The sequence below is a fragment of the Streptomyces sp. NPDC048191 genome, from assembly GCF_040652655.1.
Taxonomy (GTDB): domain Bacteria; phylum Actinomycetota; class Actinomycetes; order Streptomycetales; family Streptomycetaceae; genus Streptomyces.
Map to the genome: position 1 here is coordinate 77,905 of NZ_JBEZMO010000031.1, position 17,048 is coordinate 94,952.

Annotated in this window: 12 protein-coding genes, 1 other RNA gene and 1 pseudogene; 12 read left to right on the forward strand and 2 right to left on the reverse strand. The window is 74.8% G+C overall.

All coding sequences use genetic code 11. The features are described 5' to 3' along the window. Positions 1 to 240: 240 nt before the first annotated feature. From AB0D93_RS34185 to AB0D93_RS34200, 4 genes and pseudogenes are all read left to right on the forward strand, one after another. Positions 241 to 1,089, forward strand: a complete 849-nt coding sequence (locus tag AB0D93_RS34185) for an AraC family transcriptional regulator (protein ID WP_362128082.1) — start codon at positions 241 to 243, stop codon at positions 1,087 to 1,089. Positions 1,090 to 1,174: 85 nt separating this feature from the next. Next, positions 1,175 to 1,891: pseudogene (locus AB0D93_RS34190) on the forward strand (DMT family transporter); the annotation flags it as partial. 118 nt (positions 1,892 to 2,009) lie between these two features. Beyond that, positions 2,010 to 2,414, forward strand: an RNA gene (rnpB, locus tag AB0D93_RS34195) — RNase P RNA component class A. Between the two features lie 60 nt (positions 2,415 to 2,474). Then, positions 2,475 to 3,032, forward strand: a complete 558-nt coding sequence (locus tag AB0D93_RS34200) for a hypothetical protein (RefSeq protein ID WP_362128085.1) — start codon at positions 2,475 to 2,477, stop codon at positions 3,030 to 3,032. A 12-nt stretch (positions 3,033 to 3,044) separates the two neighbouring features. On the opposite strand, the gene AB0D93_RS34205 is transcribed toward AB0D93_RS34200, so the two are convergent. Together AB0D93_RS34205 and AB0D93_RS34210 are read right to left on the reverse strand one after the other, a co-directional pair. Next, entirely contained in the window at positions 3,045 to 4,472 is a 1,428-nt protein-coding gene (locus AB0D93_RS34205) for a multicopper oxidase family protein (RefSeq protein ID WP_362128088.1), read from the reverse strand. Positions 4,473 to 4,537: 65 nt separating this feature from the next. Beyond that, positions 4,538 to 5,179, reverse strand: coding sequence for a class I SAM-dependent methyltransferase (locus tag AB0D93_RS34210; protein WP_362128090.1), 642 nt, complete (start codon positions 5,177 to 5,179; stop codon positions 4,538 to 4,540). A 233-nt stretch (positions 5,180 to 5,412) separates the two neighbouring features. Between AB0D93_RS34210 and AB0D93_RS34215 the strand changes: the two genes are divergently transcribed. Genes AB0D93_RS34215 through AB0D93_RS34250 form a run of 8 tightly spaced genes read left to right on the forward strand, consistent with a single transcriptional unit; the run spans position 5,413 to position 16,959 of the window. After that, complete coding sequence (locus tag AB0D93_RS34215; protein WP_362128093.1) at positions 5,413 to 6,531, forward strand: hypothetical protein; 1,119 nt, start codon at positions 5,413 to 5,415, stop codon at positions 6,529 to 6,531. After that, on the forward strand, positions 6,528 to 9,101 hold the full coding sequence (locus tag AB0D93_RS34220) for a lantibiotic dehydratase (RefSeq protein WP_362128096.1): 2,574 nt from the start codon (positions 6,528 to 6,530) through the stop codon (positions 9,099 to 9,101). Before AB0D93_RS34215 ends, AB0D93_RS34220 begins: the two co-directional genes overlap by 4 nt. Further along, positions 9,098 to 10,834 carry a hypothetical protein gene (locus AB0D93_RS34225; protein ID WP_362128099.1) on the forward strand — a complete coding sequence of 579 codons (1,737 nt, stop codon included), beginning with the start codon at positions 9,098 to 9,100 and terminating at the stop codon, positions 10,832 to 10,834. The genes AB0D93_RS34220 and AB0D93_RS34225 overlap by 4 nt, the downstream gene beginning before the upstream one ends. Further along, the gene (locus AB0D93_RS34230; RefSeq protein WP_362128101.1) at positions 10,824 to 12,764 is read left to right on the forward strand and encodes a TOMM precursor leader peptide-binding protein; all 1,941 of its coding nucleotides are present in this window, start codon (positions 10,824 to 10,826) and stop codon (positions 12,762 to 12,764) included. The genes AB0D93_RS34225 and AB0D93_RS34230 overlap by 11 nt, the downstream gene beginning before the upstream one ends. A gap of 16 nt (positions 12,765 to 12,780) precedes the next feature. Continuing rightward, positions 12,781 to 14,310, forward strand: coding sequence for a hypothetical protein (locus AB0D93_RS34235; RefSeq protein ID WP_362128104.1), 1,530 nt, complete (start codon positions 12,781 to 12,783; stop codon positions 14,308 to 14,310). 11 nt (positions 14,311 to 14,321) lie between these two features. Beyond that, positions 14,322 to 15,251: a thiopeptide-type bacteriocin biosynthesis protein gene (locus AB0D93_RS34240; RefSeq protein ID WP_362128106.1), complete on the forward strand. Its 930-nt coding sequence runs from the start codon at positions 14,322 to 14,324 to the stop codon at positions 15,249 to 15,251. Positions 15,252 to 15,253: 2 nt separating this feature from the next. Continuing rightward, positions 15,254 to 16,171: an ABC transporter ATP-binding protein gene (locus tag AB0D93_RS34245; RefSeq protein ID WP_362128109.1), complete on the forward strand. Its 918-nt coding sequence runs from the start codon at positions 15,254 to 15,256 to the stop codon at positions 16,169 to 16,171. Between the two features lie 56 nt (positions 16,172 to 16,227). Next, positions 16,228 to 16,959 carry an ABC transporter permease gene (locus tag AB0D93_RS34250; protein ID WP_362128121.1) on the forward strand — a complete coding sequence of 244 codons (732 nt, stop codon included), beginning with the start codon at positions 16,228 to 16,230 and terminating at the stop codon, positions 16,957 to 16,959. The last annotated feature ends 89 nt before the right edge of the window (positions 16,960 to 17,048 follow it).

Genomic DNA, 17,048 nt, shown 5'->3' on the forward strand with positions numbered 1-17,048 from the left:
CGGCGGAGGGCGGAGGGCGGAGGGCTGACGGATGAGGGCTGACGGCCGGTCCAGGCCTGTCGTGGCCCGCCCGCCCCTCTCGCTGCGCGCCTGCGGCGGCGACCTGGGCCCTCGCCCACGGCGTGGTCGTCCTGGAGATCCACGGCCGGTCTCCCGCGGACACCGAGCTGGACGCGGCATGGAACCGGGCCCCAAGGCGTTGCACCCTTGGCGAAGGACGGTACGACGAGGGGGTTTCCCATGGCGGAACAGGCGCTGTGGACGCGTGCCCGGCTGGGCCACGACGGACCCCCGCTCGACCTCCTGACGGCGGACTTCCGCCGGCACACCTACGCCCCGCACGCCCACGAGGAATACACGATCGGGGTCTGCGTCGGCGGCAGCGAGGTCATCGACTACCGGGGCGGCCACATCCGTACCGGCCCCGGCACGATCGTCGTGCTCGACCCCGGCGAGATGCACACCGGCGGCCCCGGCAACGCCACCGACGGCTACGCGTACCGCGCCCTGTACGCCGAGCCGTCGCTGCTGACCGACGGCATCGTCGGCGGCCTCCCGCACTTCCGCGAACCCGTGCTCGACGACCCCGGGCTGGCCACCGCCCTCCGCCGCGTGCACACCGGACTCAGCGCCTGCCCCGACCCGTTGGAGGCCGAGTCCCGGCTGCCCTGGCTGCTGACGGCCCTGGCCCGCCGCCACTCCACGGCCAGGCCCGCGTCCGACGTGATCCCCGGCGCGGGCGCGATCGCCCTGACGGTCCGCGACCGGCTGGCCGACCAGCTCACGGCCCCGCCCTCGCTCGCCGGCCTCGCCGCCGACCTGGGCCTGTCCCGCTACCAGCTGCTACGGGCCTTCCGCACGACGATGGGCATACCTCCGTACGCCTGGCTCGCCCAGCACCGGGTGAGCAGGGCACGGGGGCTGCTGGAGGCGGGCCTGCGCCCGGCGGAGGTGGCCGGGCTGGTGGGCTTCGCCGACCAGGCGCATCTGACCCGCTGGTTCCGCCGGGTCCTCGGGGTGACGCCGGCGGCGTACCGCGACAGCGTCAGCTCGGCGGGGTGGCGCAACAGCGTTCAAGACACCCCGTGAGGACACGGCCGAGACTCGTCCCATGACTGCACGAGGCTGGTTCCTGTTCTCCCTCATGGGAGTGATCTGGGGCATCCCCTATCTGATGATCAAGGTGGCGGTGGACGAGGTGTCCCCGCCGGTGGTCGTGTTCACCCGCTGCGCGCTCGGCGCGGTCCTGCTGCTGCCCTTCGCCCTGCGCCAGGGCGGCCTGTCCGGGACCGTACGCGCGCACTGGCGCCCCATGCTGGCCTTCGCGGTCCTGGAGATCATGATCCCCTGGTTCACGCTCACCGACGCCGAACGGCACCTGTCCAGCTCGACGTCGGGCCTGCTGATCGCGGGGGTCCCGATCGTCGGCGTGATCGCGATCCGACTCCTGGGCGACACGGAACACCTGGGAGCACGCCGCCTTACGGGTCTCGCCCTGGGCCTGGCCGGCGTGACGGTCCTGACCCTGCCCCACCTGACCGGCGGTGACGCCCGCTCTCTCGCCGAGGTCCTGGTGACGGTCGTCGGCTACGCGACGGCTCCCTTGATAGCCGCGCGGCGCATGAAGGACGTCCCGTCGCTGCACCTGACGTCGGCCTGCCTGACCCTGGCGGCGGTGGTCTACGCCCCGCTGGCGGCGGTGGCGTGGCCGTCGTCCATCCCCTCGTCCTCCGCGCTGGCGGCGCTGGCCGGCCTGGGCGTGCTGTGCACGGCGGTGGCGTTCGTGGCGTTCCTGGAGCTGATCAAGGAGGCGGGCCCGACGCGGGCGACCGTGATCACGTACGTCAACCCGGCGGTGGCGGTGGCGGCGGGCGCGATCTTCCTGAGCGAGCCGCTGACGCCCACGGTCCTGGTGGCCTTCGCCCTGATCCTGACGGGCTCGGTCCTGGCGACGGCGGCCGCGGGTCCGCGCCGCTCCAGGCGCCCGGTACCATGGTCCACACGGCAGACGAGCCGGGCGGACGGCCGCGTGGAGTCCCCCTAGGGGGCTTCCCGAGGAACGTCCGGGCTCCACAGGGCAGGGTGGTGGCTAACGGCCACCCGGGGTGACCCGCGGGACAGTGCCACAGAAAGCAAACCGCCCGGGGCTTCGGCCCCTGGTAAGGGTGAAACGGTGGTGTAAGAGACCACCAGTGCCCAGGGTGACCTGGGCAGCTAGGTAAACCCCACCCGGAGCAAGGTCAAGAGGAGTGCTGTGAAAGGCACTCTGCGCGGACGACCGAGGGCTGCCCGCCCGAGTCCGCGGGTAGACCGCACGAGGCCGGCGGCAACGCCGGTCCTAGATGGATGGCCGTCGCCCCGGCGTCCGCGAGGACACCGGGGAACAGAACCCGGCGTACAGCCCGACTCGTCTGCCGCTCGCTCATCCGCACGGTTCCGGTACGGGAGCGGGCCGTGCACGGTTGGATGGGGGCATGCACTCAAGGATTGACCAGCCGCCTCGCACCCTCGCCAGGGGGTCCGCCATGGTGATGGCGACCCTCGCGGTCCTCTGGTGGCTGTCGGGGGCGATCGCCCTGGGCGGCACCGTCGGCGTCGCCGTCGCCGTCGCCGGTCCGGTGCTGGGCGCGGTGTTCTTCCGGCTGGCCGCACGGCGGCTCCCCGGGCACGGCGAGCAGGAGCTGTACGCCAGTGCCGCGGGACGGTTCCGTACGACCAATCTCGTCCAGGCCGGCGCGATCGCCGCCGTGATCGCCCTCGGCAACGTGACCGGGGAGCGCGGCTGGATCCCCGGTCTCATCGCCGTCGTCGTCGGCCTGCACTTCCTGCCGCTCGCCGGCCCCTTCGCGCGCCCCGAGTACCGCTGGGTCGGCGGTCTCATGGCCGCGCTCGGTGCCGCGGGCTGCGGCCTCGCCGTCGCGGGAGCCCCCGTCTCCCGGGTCCTCGCCGTGGTTGGCCTGGGCAGCGCGGCCGTTCTGTGGGCGTCGGTCGTCTGGCTGCTGGTGACCGCCGACGGGCCGCCGGCGCGGTGAGCGCCTCGCCGCTCAGGCGCCGATCTGCATCTGGCCCATCATGCCCATCATCTGATGCTCCAGCATGTGGCAGTGGTACATGAAGAGCCCCTCGTAGTCGGTGAACGTCACCTTGATCCGGGCGGTCTCGCCGGGGGCGACCACCACGGTGTCCTTCAGCCCCGCCTCTCCCGGAGGGGGCGGGGCGCCGTTGCGGTCCAGCACCGTGAAGTGGTTCAGGTGCACGTGCAACGAGTGCGGGATGTTCAGCTCGGTGTCCCCGTTGGTGATCTTCCAGATCTCCGGCCGGTCCAGGGTGGGCCGGATGTCGATCCGGTCCATGTCGAACGCCGCCCCGTTGATCAGGTGCTGTCCCGTGGCGGGGTCGAACTTGAGGGTGAACTCCCGCTCCACCACCGCCTCCTTCTGCTCGGGCACCTCCCGCAGCCGGGCCGGCACACTGCTGGGGTCCGCCGCGTCCCGGACCACGTCGAAGCGCATCACCTCCGGTGCCTCACCGGGGAAGGTGGCGAGGTTCTCCAGCACGACCTGGGACCCGACCGGGTGGGCGGAGAAGTCGACGACGACCTCCTTGCGCTCGGCGGGCCACAGCGGGAGCACCGGCGTCGGAGCCGGGGCGGGCAGCAGACCGCCGTCGGAGGCTATCTGCACCAGGCTGTCCCCACTGCGCAGCCGCAGCAGGAAGAAACGCTCGTTGGCCGTGTTCAGCAGCCGCAGCCGGTACTTGCGGGCGGCCACCTGGAAGTACGGGCGCGGGCGCCCGTTGACCAGGTACACGTTGCGGCGCATGAAACCGTGCGGGTCGAACAACAGGCTGCCGTCGGCAGCCAGTTCCGCGTCCCGGAGCTGCAGCATGACGTCGTACTGCCCCTTGGGCAGCGGCAGCCGGTCCTCGAAGTCGTCCGTCAGCACGTACGAGGCCGCGAGCCCGCGGTAGATGTTCTCCACGTGGTCGTGCAGCGTGTGGTCGTGCAGCCACATGGTGGAGGCGCGCTGGGCGTTGGGGTACCTGAAGACCCGCTCGCCGCCCGGTTCCACCTGGTGGCGCGGATGACCGTCGGACGAGGCCGGCACGTGCCCGCCGTGCAGGTGCATGGAGAACGGCACGGGCAGCCGGTTGCGCTGCCGGATCACGACGGGACGGCCCTGACGGGCCACGAGGAGCGGGCTCAGCCGGCCGTTGTACGCCCGGACCCGGGTCCTCGTCCCCGGCGTCAGCTCCACATCGGCTTCCGCGGTGGTGAGTTCGTAGGCGTCGTAGGACGCGAAGCGACGCGGCCGCAGCGGGCGGGGCAGCGCCAACGGCACCTGGAACACCTGGTCCCAGGGCGCCGTCGGGGTGCCCGCGTCCGCGTGGGCGTACGTCCACGCCATCGGCAGCGCGGCCGCCGCCACCGACGCCCCGGCCACCGAGAGCAGCCCTCTACGGCTGTACAACATGGAATCTCCTTGCGCTGAAGCGAGAGTGCGACGCGGACGCCCGGGCGGAGCGGACCGCGTCCGGGTCACCGGCGGGTGAGGACCGCCAGCCAGGCGTGCGCCGTGCCGGGTGCGAAGGCCACCGCGATGTGCGAGCGGACGAGGGAGTCGATGCGCCAGCCGTCGGCGAAACTCGCCCGCAGTTCCCGCTCCGAGACCCGGTGCGGGCCCCAGGAACCGGGCTGCAGATCGCTGAAGCACATCAGGAAGTAGCGCCCGCCCGGGCGCAGCGCCGCACCGAGGCTGCGCACCAGCGCCGGCCGGTCCTCGGGAGCGAAGCAGTGGAACAGTCCGCAGTCCAGCATCGTGTCGAACCGCTCGCCCAGGGCGCCCAGTTCAAGGGCGTCCCAGACCAGGAAGTCGACCGACATGCCCCGCTCCGCCGCCTTGCTCCGGGCCAGGGCGATGCCGCTCGGTGCGGCGTCCACGCCCACGGTCCGCAGACCCAGCTCCGCCGTCATGAGGGCGTTGTCCCCGCTGCCGCAGCCGACGTCGAGGACCCGGCCGGTGAAGGAGCCCTGCCGGGCCAGCTCCACGAACGCCGGCTGCGGCCGCCCGATCTCCCAGCCGGCCCCCGGTGCCCCGGCGTAGTGCGCCTCGAAAATCCCGACACCGCTGTCCGGGCGGGCGGCCCCCGCCTCCGGTGCCGGTTCCTGAGTGGACGTCATCTCGGCTCCTGTCCGCTGCTGTGCCTCCCGCTACTTCACCCGCCCACCGCGCGCGCGGCCAGGGCCACCTGATCCATGTCACGCACATCGTGACGCTTGTCAGGCGCTGGGCCAGGGCGCGTTGTCGCAGGCCGAGGGCGTCCGCAGGATCGTCGGTGGCGGCTCGGCGACCGGTTCCCCGGGCCGGGCGCCGACTGCCGGAGAGACCTACGAGTTCGAGCAGGTGTCGCAGCGTGACTGTTCAGACAGCGGAACCCGAAGCCCAGCAGCCGGAGGACACGGTGATGGGACTCCGGCTGTTCACCCGTGGCGCGGTCGGTCCCCGATGGCTGGTGCACGCGGTCGTCCCGGCCGCCCGCGAACTGCGGCAGGCACACGGCGCGTCCGTCGTCTACCTCCGGCGTGGCTGGCTGCATGGCCCGCACGTCGACCTCGTCGCGCGCACCGACCGGGGCGCCCCGCTGCCCTGGGACCGGCTCGCCGGACGTCTCGACGCGGGCCCGCTGGACCCGTCGTCCGCGCTGACCGAGGAGGCCTACCTGGACCAGGCACGGGAGTTCGGCCGACTGGAACGCGTCCCCCCGCCCTACCTGCCCATGCGGGAGCACGGCACGGTCGAGCGGCTGCGCCCGGCCGACACCGCCCCCTGGCCGCACGCTCTCAACGCCCTCCGCGAGGTCGCCCTCGGCCGGCTGCACCTCCCGCTCCTCGACACCCTGGAGGACATCGCGGAGCACTCCGGACACGCGGAGGACCGGGTACTGGAGATCTTCGTCGCGCTGGCCGCCGCCCACCACGCGGGCCTCCCGTACGGCGTGTTCTCCCTCCGCTCGCACGCCGAGGCCTTCCTGTCCTGGGCCTCGGCACGCAAGGACCCCCGGCCCGCCTTCCGGTCGCGGCTGGAGGCGGACGCACCCCGCGTGCGGAAACTGGTCGAGGCCGCCCTCGCCGGTGAGGCGAACCGCACGTACGCCGCGTGGCAGACCGCCTTCGCCTACACCATGGGCGTCTTCGACCACGCGGTGCTGACCCACGAGCTGACCCTGGAGCGGCTGGAAGGGCTCGGCGGCGGATTCGACGCCGCCACGATGGGGCCGCCCGGACAGCACACCGCGACCGGCGGCCCCAGCGACTTCCACCGGGCGATGGACGCCTCCGGCGTGATCGCCGACCCACCCGAGTGGTTCGCCTCCTACCGGCTGCTCGTCAATCTGCTCTACCAGCAACTGCCGCTGCTGGGCGTCTCCCCGCTGCACCGCTACTACGTCTGCTACGCCGTCGCCGAGACCGTCGACGACGTCCTCGGGGAGCCCTGGCACGAGCGGGTGAACCGGATGGGCGGCCGGCCATGACCGTGCAGCAGACCGGCCTCCTCCCCTCCCCGGTGACCCCCGCGCCGGCGACGCCGGCCCTCGAACCCCTGTGGGTGCTGCGCGTCAACCCGCTGCGCCGCACCCGGCTGGCCGACCCCGGGCTCGCCGCCCTGCTCGGCGAACTCCGCTCGGCCGAGAGCGACGTCGCCGCCGCCGCGGACCGGTGCTCCGACGACCTGCACGAGCTGATCGGCGCGACCACCGACCGGGAGGCGCGCGGTCGGCTCATCGCGCTGCGCCGGGACATCCACAACGACCGCCGGTCCCGCGGCGACGCCTCCGCCACCCCCGCCGTGAGCCGCTGGGCCGAGGCCCGGGACCGACGCGACGCACTGCGCCGGCAGGTCGCCGACGCGTACCCCGAGGCCGTCGACCGGGAGCGCCGGAGACTCGGTGCGCTGCTCGCCGACGACGACCTGCGCCGCGCCCTGGCCCTCGTCGCACCCGACGTGGCCGACGGCGCGGAACGCTACCGGGCCGCGCTGACGGGCCCCGGACCGCTCTCCGCCCGGCTGCGCAAATCCGAACGCGGCCTGGTGCAGTACGTCACCCGCGCCATGATCCGCACCAGCCCGCTGTCCCGCTTCACCGCCGTCGGAGTGGCCGTACCCGACCGCGACGGGCTGCCCCCCGAGCAGGCCCGGCTCGCGGGCGGCGTCCCGTTCATGGGCCTGGACCGCGTGATGCTCGGATACGTCCTGTCCGGTCTGACCGCGCCACAGGAGACCGTGGGACCCGGCAGCTGGGTGCAGTTGCCGCCCACCGCCGAGCACGACGAGGCCGGCGCCCGGCTGTACTTCCTGCGGCCCGCGCCCTCCGGCATCCGGCGCCTGTCCACACCGGTCACCGGTCTGCTCCAGGCGATGCTCGAGGCCACCGCCGTCGGCCCCCGCCGGGCCGGTGACGTCGCCGGGCATCTCGCGGCGCGCGCGGGCCTCGCGCCCGAGCAGGCGCTGGGCGCCGTGGCGCAGGCCGTCGGCGCCGGCATCCTGTGCACCTGCGACGGCCCGGAGGACGGCGACGCGCCCTACGCACGGCTGCTCGACCGGCCCACGAGCCCGGCGGCCGGCCTGCTCGACGACGTCGGGCGGCGGCTGTCCGCTGTCACCGACGCGGTGCCCGAGCGACGCGGCGCCGAACTCGCCGGCCTGAAGGCCGCCCTCGCGGACGTCAGCCGGCATGCCGGACGGCCGGCCCAGATCCTCGTCGAGGAGGACTACGTTCTGCCGCCGCAGCGCCTGGCCACGGGCGCCTGGCGGGAGCGGCTCGACGACCTCGCCGCCGGTGTCGAGCTGCTGTCCGTCTTCGACCGGCTGCACGACGTGCGGGCCCTCATGTCCGCCGCGTTCGTCGAACGGTTCGGCTCGGGCGCCGAGGTGCCCCTCGCCGAGCACGCGGCGTACCTGGTGGCCGAGGTCTACCGGCGCGGCGGAGCCGTGGACGGCACGGTGCCCCCCGGCACCGGTCCCGCCGACGGCTCGCTGGACGCCCTGCAGCGGCTGCGCCGCCGGGTCCTGGACGAGCTGCACGCCGACATGGACCGGCACCGCCCGGGCGACGGCGACCTGGTGTGGAGCCCGGACCGCGCACGGGCGCTGGCCGCGCACCTGCCCGAGCGGTACCGCGCCGCGCCGCTGGCCCACAGCGTGCTCGTACAGGCCTGGAACGGACACCTGCTCTTCAACGACGCCTACGCCGGGCACGGCATGCTCTACGGCCGTTTCCTGGGCCCCGACCGGGAGCTCGGCGGCGGCGCGCTCGCCCATCTCGCCGAACGGCTGCGACGGCAGTACGGCGCGGACGGCCACCGGCTCACCGAGGACCTGGGCCTGCACCGGCTCAACGTCAACGCCCACGCGCCGGTCCTCGCCGACGGCCTGCGCCCCGAGGACTGGTTCACCTTCCGGCTGGCACACGACCCCGACACGGACGCCCTCCACGTGCTGGACGGTGACGGACGGCCCACCCGCGTGCTCACCCTGGGTGCCGGGCACCCCGAGCTCTTCCCGCCGCCGGTGCGCGTCGCCACCTGGCTGATCAGCGGCGGACGTCTGATGGAGGACCTCGTCGCCGGCCGGTACGCGACGACCGGCACGGACCCGACGACCACCCGGTCCTGCCCGCGGCTGCGGGTCGGATCGGCCGTCCTCGCCCGGCGCCGCTGGTACGGCGGCCGGGACATGGCCGAGGCCGTCGCGGCCGGACCGGACGAACACGACCGGCTGACGGCCCTCACCAAGTGGCGGGCCCGGCACGGGATTCCGGCCGAGATCGTCCTGAAGACGCCCATGGACGACGACTACCGCCGCGAGGCCGTCGCGTCCGGCGAGGACGTCCAGGCCCACCGGCAGCGGCAGAAACCGCAGTACGTCGACCTGGAGAGCGCGCTGAGCGTGCGGGTGCTGCCCCGGCTCCTGGAACGGCGCAGCCCCGGCTACCTCGAGGAGGCGCTCCCCGGGGCCGGCGACGGCCCGCACGCCACCGAGTGGGTCGTCGAGATCCACCGCCCCGCCGGAGGGACGTTCCAGTACGGAGGAATCCCGGAATGAGGATGAAGTCGCGGCCCTACCTGCACTACGCGCCCGTACCCGGCGGCGTGTACTTCAGCGGGCCGGCGGGCCAGTTCGCCATGCGCGGCCCGGACCTGCTGTTCACCATCGCCGACGTCTGCGTGCCGCTGCTGGAGACCGGCGCCACCGAGGACGACCTGGTCCGCGCCCTCGGCACGGAGAAGGCACGCCCTGCCGTACGCAAGGTCGTGGAGGGCCTGCGCGGCCACGACATGCTGCTGGACACCGAGCGGTTCACGGTGCCCGAACCGGCCGCCGACGTCCGGGCCCGTTTCCCCGAGGCCCTCGCCCACCTGGAGGCGTTCACGGACGACCCGTACGCGGCCTTCGCCGCACTGCGCGCGGCGAAGGCCGTGCTGCACGGGCCGCCGGACGTGATCGCCCCCGCGGCCCGCGGCCTGGCCCGGGCGGGCGTCGGCCACCTGGTGCTCGCCCCACCCGACGGGGACCCGGCCGGGGTGCGGGCCGTGGCGGAGCGGCTGGGCGCCCGGATCGCCCAGGACAGGGCGGACCTCGACCGGGCGGTCGCCGAGGCCGACGCGGTGCTCTGGTGCCCGGACGAGGACGGGCGCGCACCCTGGGACGGGCGGCCGCGGCCGGACGCCTGGCTGATCCCCGTGGGCCTGGGCGACACCGCCGTCGTCGGCCCCCCGCTGGCCTCGGGCCGGGCGGCGGCCCTGTGGCCCGCGCTGCTGGAGCGGGTGCGCTCCGGACCGGAGGCGCAAGAGCGCGGGCCGGTGCCCCGGCCGGGGGCGGACGCGCTCGCCGGAGCCCTGGGCGGCCAGCTGGTCTTCGAGGCCCTCACCGGCTGCGCCGTACCCGAGGAGGCACACGTCGTCCACGGCGACGACCTGGCCGCCGACCGGGTCCTCGTGCCTGCCGTGCAGAGCCCGCCGCAAGCGCACGTCGCGCACACGCTGGACGCGGCACCGCTGCGGCCCGGCCCCGACGAGGAGACGGCTCTGGAGCAGGCCTACCGGTTCACCGCTCCCTGGACGGGTCCGCTCCGGCTCGTGACGGACGACGCCCTGCCCCAGATGCCGTTGGGGCTGCGCCAGGTCGCCTACCGGTGCGGACGGCCGGGCTCCGTGGTGGGCTGGGGGGCCGGACAGCGGGCGGCGACCGTCGCCGCCGTGCTCGACGCGCTCCGCGGCCTGTGCGCCGGGACCGGAACCGGCGCCGCCGGGCACACGAGGGAACAGTGGCTGCTGGACGGAGCCCTGCGGCTGCTCGTGGCCCGGGCCCGGCTCCCGCGCCCCGTGGCCCCGGACACGCTGCCGGCCGGCGACCGGATGCTGCTGCGCCGTCTGACGGACGTGGCGCCCGGCCCCGTCGAGCTGGACGACCTCGAGGTGGACGGTGTCGGCTGGCAGCTGGCCCGGGCCGCGGGCGCGGACGGGGAGGTCCTCGGCGCGGGCTGGGGACGCGACCGGGACGAGGCCCGGCACGCCGCACTGGGTACCGCACTCGCCCGCGCCCAGACGCGCTCGCTGCTGCCCGACGCCGTCACCCGGCGGACCGACACGGCCGCGCTGCTCGTGGCGGCCCCGGCCGAACTGGAGGCCCTGCGCGCCGGGATCCTCGCGCACGCCGCCGCCCAGGGCATCCGCTACCGAGGGGTGCCCCACCGGTCGGACCAGGTGCTCGGCGAACTGCCCTGCTGGTACGGCACCGTCGAGGCCGGCCCGGAAGGGGACACCCATGACGCCTGAGCCGCGGGCGGCCGCCCTTGACCCGAAGGCCCCCGAGTCCGTACGCCCGCGCGGCGGTGTCGACGAGGCCTGGAGCCGGGCGCTGGCCGGACTGCCGGCTGCCGTGGGCGGCACGGTCTCCGTCGGGCTCGGCTGGGACCCGGCCTGGGAGCGCGGCCACTGGCAGGCAGCGCGGCGGGCCGACCGCGCGCATCTGTCCGTGCGGCTGTACGCCGACGAGACCCTCATCGGCCCGCTGTGGGTGCCCCGCACGGATGCCGGGTGCAGCGGATGTGCCGAGAACCGCTCCCGGGTGGTGCGGGCGCACCCGCTCGTCGAAGCGCCGGAGACACCCGCCGAGCGAGCGCTGCCACGCTCCCCGCTGCTGCCGGAACTGCTCGCCGCCGCGGTACGGCAGCTCACCCGCAAGGCCCTCGCGCCGGGCGAGCTGTACGCGGTCGGTGGACGCTCCACCCGGCGCCACCGCGTGCCGCGCAGCTTCGGCTGCCCCGTCTGCGGCCGGAGCGCCGAAACCCCCGGCGCGCCGGCCCGCGCGCCCGGACCGCTGGTGCTGCGCGACCGCCCCGCCGACCCGCACGACCCCGCCCGGGGCGTACATGGCCGGCTGCTGCTGGCGCCGGGCGCCCTGCGCGGCCGTACCGTGGACCCCCGGTTCGGACCCGTGCGGGAGGTCGTCCGCGAGTCGCGCGCCCCGTACGCGATGAGCATGGCGGCGCTCCCCGACGCACCCGCCATGGGCTACGCCCGGGCCGCCGACTTCCGGGCCGCCGAGCCCGTCGCCATCCTGGAGGCGTACGAGCGGCTCGGCGGATTCCCGCACGACACGGCCGTCGTCGAGGACGTCGCCCACCAGGACGTGGCCGGCCACGCCGTCGACCCGGCCTCGCTCGGGCAGTACACCCCGGAGCAACTCGCCCACCCCAGCACCCGGGTGACCGCCAGCGGGCCGGACACTCCCATGGACTGGGTCTGGGGCCACGACCTCGACACCGGCGAGGCGCTCCTGGTGCCCGCCGACATCGGCTTCTACCAGTACGACCACCGCTTCAAGCGCTCCCACCACGCGGCACGGCGGGCCGCGCCGCACGACCGCAAGCACTACTTCCACGACTCGTCCAGCGGCTGCGCGCTCGGCGGCAGCCTGGAGGAGGCGGCGCTGCACTCCCTGTTCGAACTGGCGGAACGCGACGCCTTCCTGATCGCCTGGCACCGGGCGGCCCCGCTGCCCGAGATCGATCCCGCCTCGGTCACCGATCCCGCCTCCCGCCGGCTGCTCGACCTCATCGACGCCCAGGGCTTCGACGCCCATCTGCTCGTCGCCACCCAGGACATCGACCTCCCCGTGGTGTGGGCGCTGGCCGTCAACCGCGAACGGCCGTTCCCCGCCACCTTCTCGGCGGCCGGCTCCGGCTGCGATCCGGCCTCCGTGGTGCGCAGCGCCCTGTGGGAACTCGGCCAGATCGTCACCGACCCGGTCACCTGGGCCAGGGCCGACATCGAGCCCCTGCTCGACGACCCCTGGCTGGTCGAGGAACTCGACGACCACCTCCGGCTGTACACGCTCCCCGAAACCCTCGACCGGGTCACCTCGGTGCTCGGCGGCCGGCGGGTCCGGCTCGACGAGGCGTTCCCCGGCTGGCCCGACCGGCTGCGCGCCGAGGCGGCCGGCAGCGTCCGCGGCGCGCTCGACGCCCTGCGGGCCCGCTTCGCCCGCGCCGGGCTGCGCCGGATCGTGCTGGTGGACCAGTCCACCCGCGAACACCGGGACCTGGGAGTCGCCGTCGCCAAGGCCGTCGTACCCGGGATCACCCCGATGTGCTTCGGCCACGCCCAGCAGCGGCTGTCCGGGCTGCCCCGGCTGGCCGCGGCACTGCGGGGCACGCCGACGGCCGGGCGGCCGGTTCCCTACGACCCCCATCCGTTCCCGTGAGGCGTGGGAGACACCTATGGACCTGCACACCGACCAGCTCCCGCGCGAGCACGTCACCGGGCCCGTGCCCGACGACGTGGAGACCATGGCGCGCGACGTCATGTGGTACGCCTACGCGCTCGGCGACGACCACCCGGCCGTCCCGGCGGCGACCGGCGCCGCGGCCGGCCCCCCGCTGCCCGGCGAGACCGAGGAGGTCGCACCACGGCTGCCCGCCACCGAACCCGGGCGCGCCGACCGGCTCCCCGACGGCACCGTGGAACTGCTGGAAGGCATGCCGTACCCGGCTGGCAGGACGGACGGCGTCCACGCGCCGGCCGAAGCCCTCGGGCACGCCCTGCTCGCCGGCTTCGGCGTGCACCGCCGGGAACCGGACAACCCCTTCAACGACCACCGGGGCTACGCCTCCGTGCGCAGCAGGTTCCCGGTGCACGTCCTCGTCGCCGACGACGGCCGGCGCCGGATCCTGGACGTTCACCGCAGGGCGCTGGCCGACCTGGCCGGACGGCGGCACCCGGCCGCTCCGGCGGGGGAGCGCGAGATCCTCCTGGCCGGGCGGTACACCCGCCTCCCCGCCGGCTACCGCTGGTTCCGCGGGGCCCTCGTCCAGCTGGAAATGGGGATCGCCCTGCGGTCGCTGTGCCTGGCCCTGGAGCTGTTCGGACTGTCCGGCCGGCTCCGGCTGCCGGACGGCGGCCTCGACCCCCTGCTGGACTTCGGCCTGCTGCCGACCCGGGAGTGGACGCTGCCGCTGACCGTCGAACTGACCGGCCGGGCCGCCGTGCCGGGCCCCCGGCCGGCGACCACGGAACCGGTCACCGACCCGGTGCTCGCGGACGTCCTCGCGATGAACCGCGCCCAGGCCTTCACCGAGCCGCCCGCCCCGCTGGGCCGCGCCGCGCCGGAACCGGCCGCACCCGCCGCGGGACCGGACCGGTCCTGGGCCGAAGTCCTGTGGTCCCGCAGCTCCGGACGCATGCCGCGCGGCCTGTACGGCATGAACGGCCGGCGCCGTACGCTGCCCGCCACCGCCCTCCGGGACGCGCTCGACTGGCTCGGGGTGCCACCCCCCGGGGACACCCTGAAGAGCGTGTTCGACGCCGTGCGCGCCACGGTCGTGCTCCAGGACATCGAGGGGCACGCCGACGGCGTGTACGAGGTCGCCACCGGGACGTGCGTGCGGCGGACGGCCGACCCGACGGCCGCCACCCGCCTGGAACAGGTCTACGGCTACCCGTTGGCGCCCGGGAACGGCTGCGACGTACGCCATGCGTCCATGCTCTGGTTCCTCTCGGTCGACCCCCGCGCCGTGGTCGAGCGCCACGGGCCCGGTGGCTGGACGGCGATCCAGTACGTGTGCGGCTGGGCCGCGCACGGGCTGACGCTCGCCGCGGCGGGCTCGGGACTGTATGCCCGGCCGGTGCGCGCCTTCCAGGAGGCCCCCGCCCGCCGTGTCCTGGGGCTCGGCCGCAAGGACATGATCGTCCTCGCGGTGATCACCGGTACCCCCGGATACCGCGGCCTGATGCTCGATCTGCGAAGCTGAGGGAGACAGACGTGAGCGGCACGACCATCGCGCCCGACGGCCGGACGGCCGACCGGACCCCGACCGTCTGGCGTTCGTGGCACCTGCACCTGGGATCCACCGCTGCGAGCCTGCACGACCGGGTGGTCACGGAGGTGATCGGACCCACCGTCGACGACCTGCCCGGCAGACCCTGGTTCTTCATCCGGTACTGGCAGGCGGGCCCCCATCTGCGGCTGAGAATCGGTGACTTGACCGAGGCGGAGGCCCGCGGCACCGAACAGGCCCTGACCGCGCGGCTCGCCGGGGCCGGACGGCTGCGCGCCGGCGAGGAACCGGTCGACGCCCCGTCCTACCTGCTCAGCGCCCGCCGGCTCGCCGCCACCGGGGACGGAGCGCCCGAGACCGGCGTCGAGGAACTGCTGCCCCCCGGCGTCCACCGCGCGGTGTACGTACCGGAGACCGAACGCTACGGCGGGCCCGCGCTGATGCCCGGCGCGGAGCGCCTCTTCCAGCTCTCCAGCGAACTGGTGCGCACGCACCTGCCCGCCCTGCCCGGCCCCCGCGAACGGTCGGCCATGGCGCTGCGGGCCACCGTCTCGGCCGGCGCGGCCCTGGGCCCGGCCGCCGAGCAGGCCGCCTACTACCGGCACGCGCTGGACGCCTGGCGGGGCATGGTCGCCGCCGGATTCGGCTACTCCGCGGAGCAGTTGGACCGGCTCACCGGGGCCGGGCGTCCGGCACCCGCGGGCGCCGGCATCGATCCCGGCCGGCACGGCCCGTTCGCCGAGTGGCACCGGCTGCTCCGCGAACTCGCCCAGGCCGTGGGGGAGACGGGCTCTACCCATCCCGGACGGATCGTGTTCTCCCACGTCCACATGGTCCACAACCGGCTCGGCCTGACCCTGGTCGACGAACTCCAGACGTACGCGCGGCTCGTCCGGCTCTTCCCCGAGGAGTGATCATGTCCCACCAGCCACTCGCGGCGCCCGAACACACCACGGCGCCGCCCACCGCCGAGGTGGTCGCACGCGCCACCGCGGTCACCCGGCGCTACGGGGACACGACCGCCCTCGACGGCATCGACCTCGACGTGCGGGCCGGGGAACTGGTCGGCCTGCTGGGCCCCAACGGAGCCGGCAAGTCCACGCTGATCAACGTACTGACCGGGCTGCGCCGGACGACGTCCGGCCGCTGCGAACTGTTCGGGCAGGACCCCAGGACCCCGGCCGGCCGGCGGCACATTGGTGTCACTCCTCAGGAGACCGGGCTCCCGGAGACGCTGCGGGTGCGCGAGGTCGTCGACTTCGTGGCCGCGCACTACCCGGCGCCGGAGGACCGCGACGCGCTGCTGGACCGGTTCGGGCTGGCCGGCCTGGCGAACCGTCAGACCGGCGGGCTGTCCGGCGGTCAGAAGCGGCGGCTGGCCGTCGCCCTGGCCTTCGTCGGCAGGCCCCGCCTGGTCTTCCTCGACGAGCCGACGACCGGACTCGACGTGGAGGCCCGGCACGTGCTGTGGGAGCGGATCCGCGCCTTCCACGAGGACGGCGGCACCGTCGTGCTGACCAGCCACTACCTGGAGGAGATCGAGGTGCTGGCGAAGCGGGTCGTGGTCGTCTCCGGCGGGCGGGTCCTCGCCGACGACTCGGTCGCCGCGATCCGGGGCATGGTCGACGTGCAGCGCGTCAGCCTGGTCGCGGCCTCGCTCCCGCCGGTGCCCGGCGTCATCCGGACCGAACGGACCGACGGACGCACCCACGTGCTCACCCGTGACGCCGACCAGTTCGTACGCGACCTCGTCACCAGCGGTGTCCCCTTCTCCGGGCTGGAGGTCCGGCCGACGACGCTCGAGGAGGCCTTCCTGGCCCTCGCGTCAGCCTGAAGCACCGCGCCGTCGCCGCCCCTCAGATCCGTGGAAGGAAGAGGCCGTCCGTGTCCATGACCCTCGTGCACGCCCGCTACCAGATCCTGCAGACCATCCGCATCCCCGTCGCCGTCATCGGCTCCGCGTTCTTCCCGGCCGCCTCGATGCTCTTCTTCGTGGTCCCCGCCACCGGGGACGATCCCGCCGGGGCGACCTACGCGACCGCGTCGATGGTCGTCTTCGCGGCCATGATCAGCAACCTCTTCGGACACGGGGTCGGTGTCGCCGAGGACCGCGCCCAGCCCTGGGACCCCTACACCCGGACGCTGCCGGTCGGCCCGGGGCCCAAGTTCGGCGGCAGACTGATCTCCGGACTCGTGATGATGCTGGTGTCCCTGGCCCCGGTCGTCGTGATCGCGGCGGTGGCGACCCCGGCCCGGGTGACCGTCGCCGGCTTCGCCGCGGCGGTGGCCGTCGTCGTACTGGTCTCCCTGCCGTTCACCCTGATGGGCCTGACGATCGGCTATCTGCTGCCCACCAAGGCCGCCCTCGCGGTGGTGCAGATCGTGTTCTTCCCGATCGCCTTCGCCGGCGGCCTGCTCTCCGCCCCCGGCAAGGCGCCCGGCTTCATCGAGACCATCGCCCCCTACGTGCCCAGCCGGGGCGCCGTCGAGCTGATGTGGGCGGCGGTCGGCGACTTCACCCCGAACACCACGTCCGTCGTCGCGTTCGTGCTGTGGTCCGCGGGCCTCGCCGGTCTCGCGCTGATCGCCCACCGCCGGGACGAGGGCAGGCGGTTCCGCTGAACCGCCACGCCAGGGGGGGGGGGGCCCCCGGGGGGGGCCCCCGCCGCCCCCCCGCGCCGGGCGCCCCGGGGCGCGCCGGCCCCCCCCGC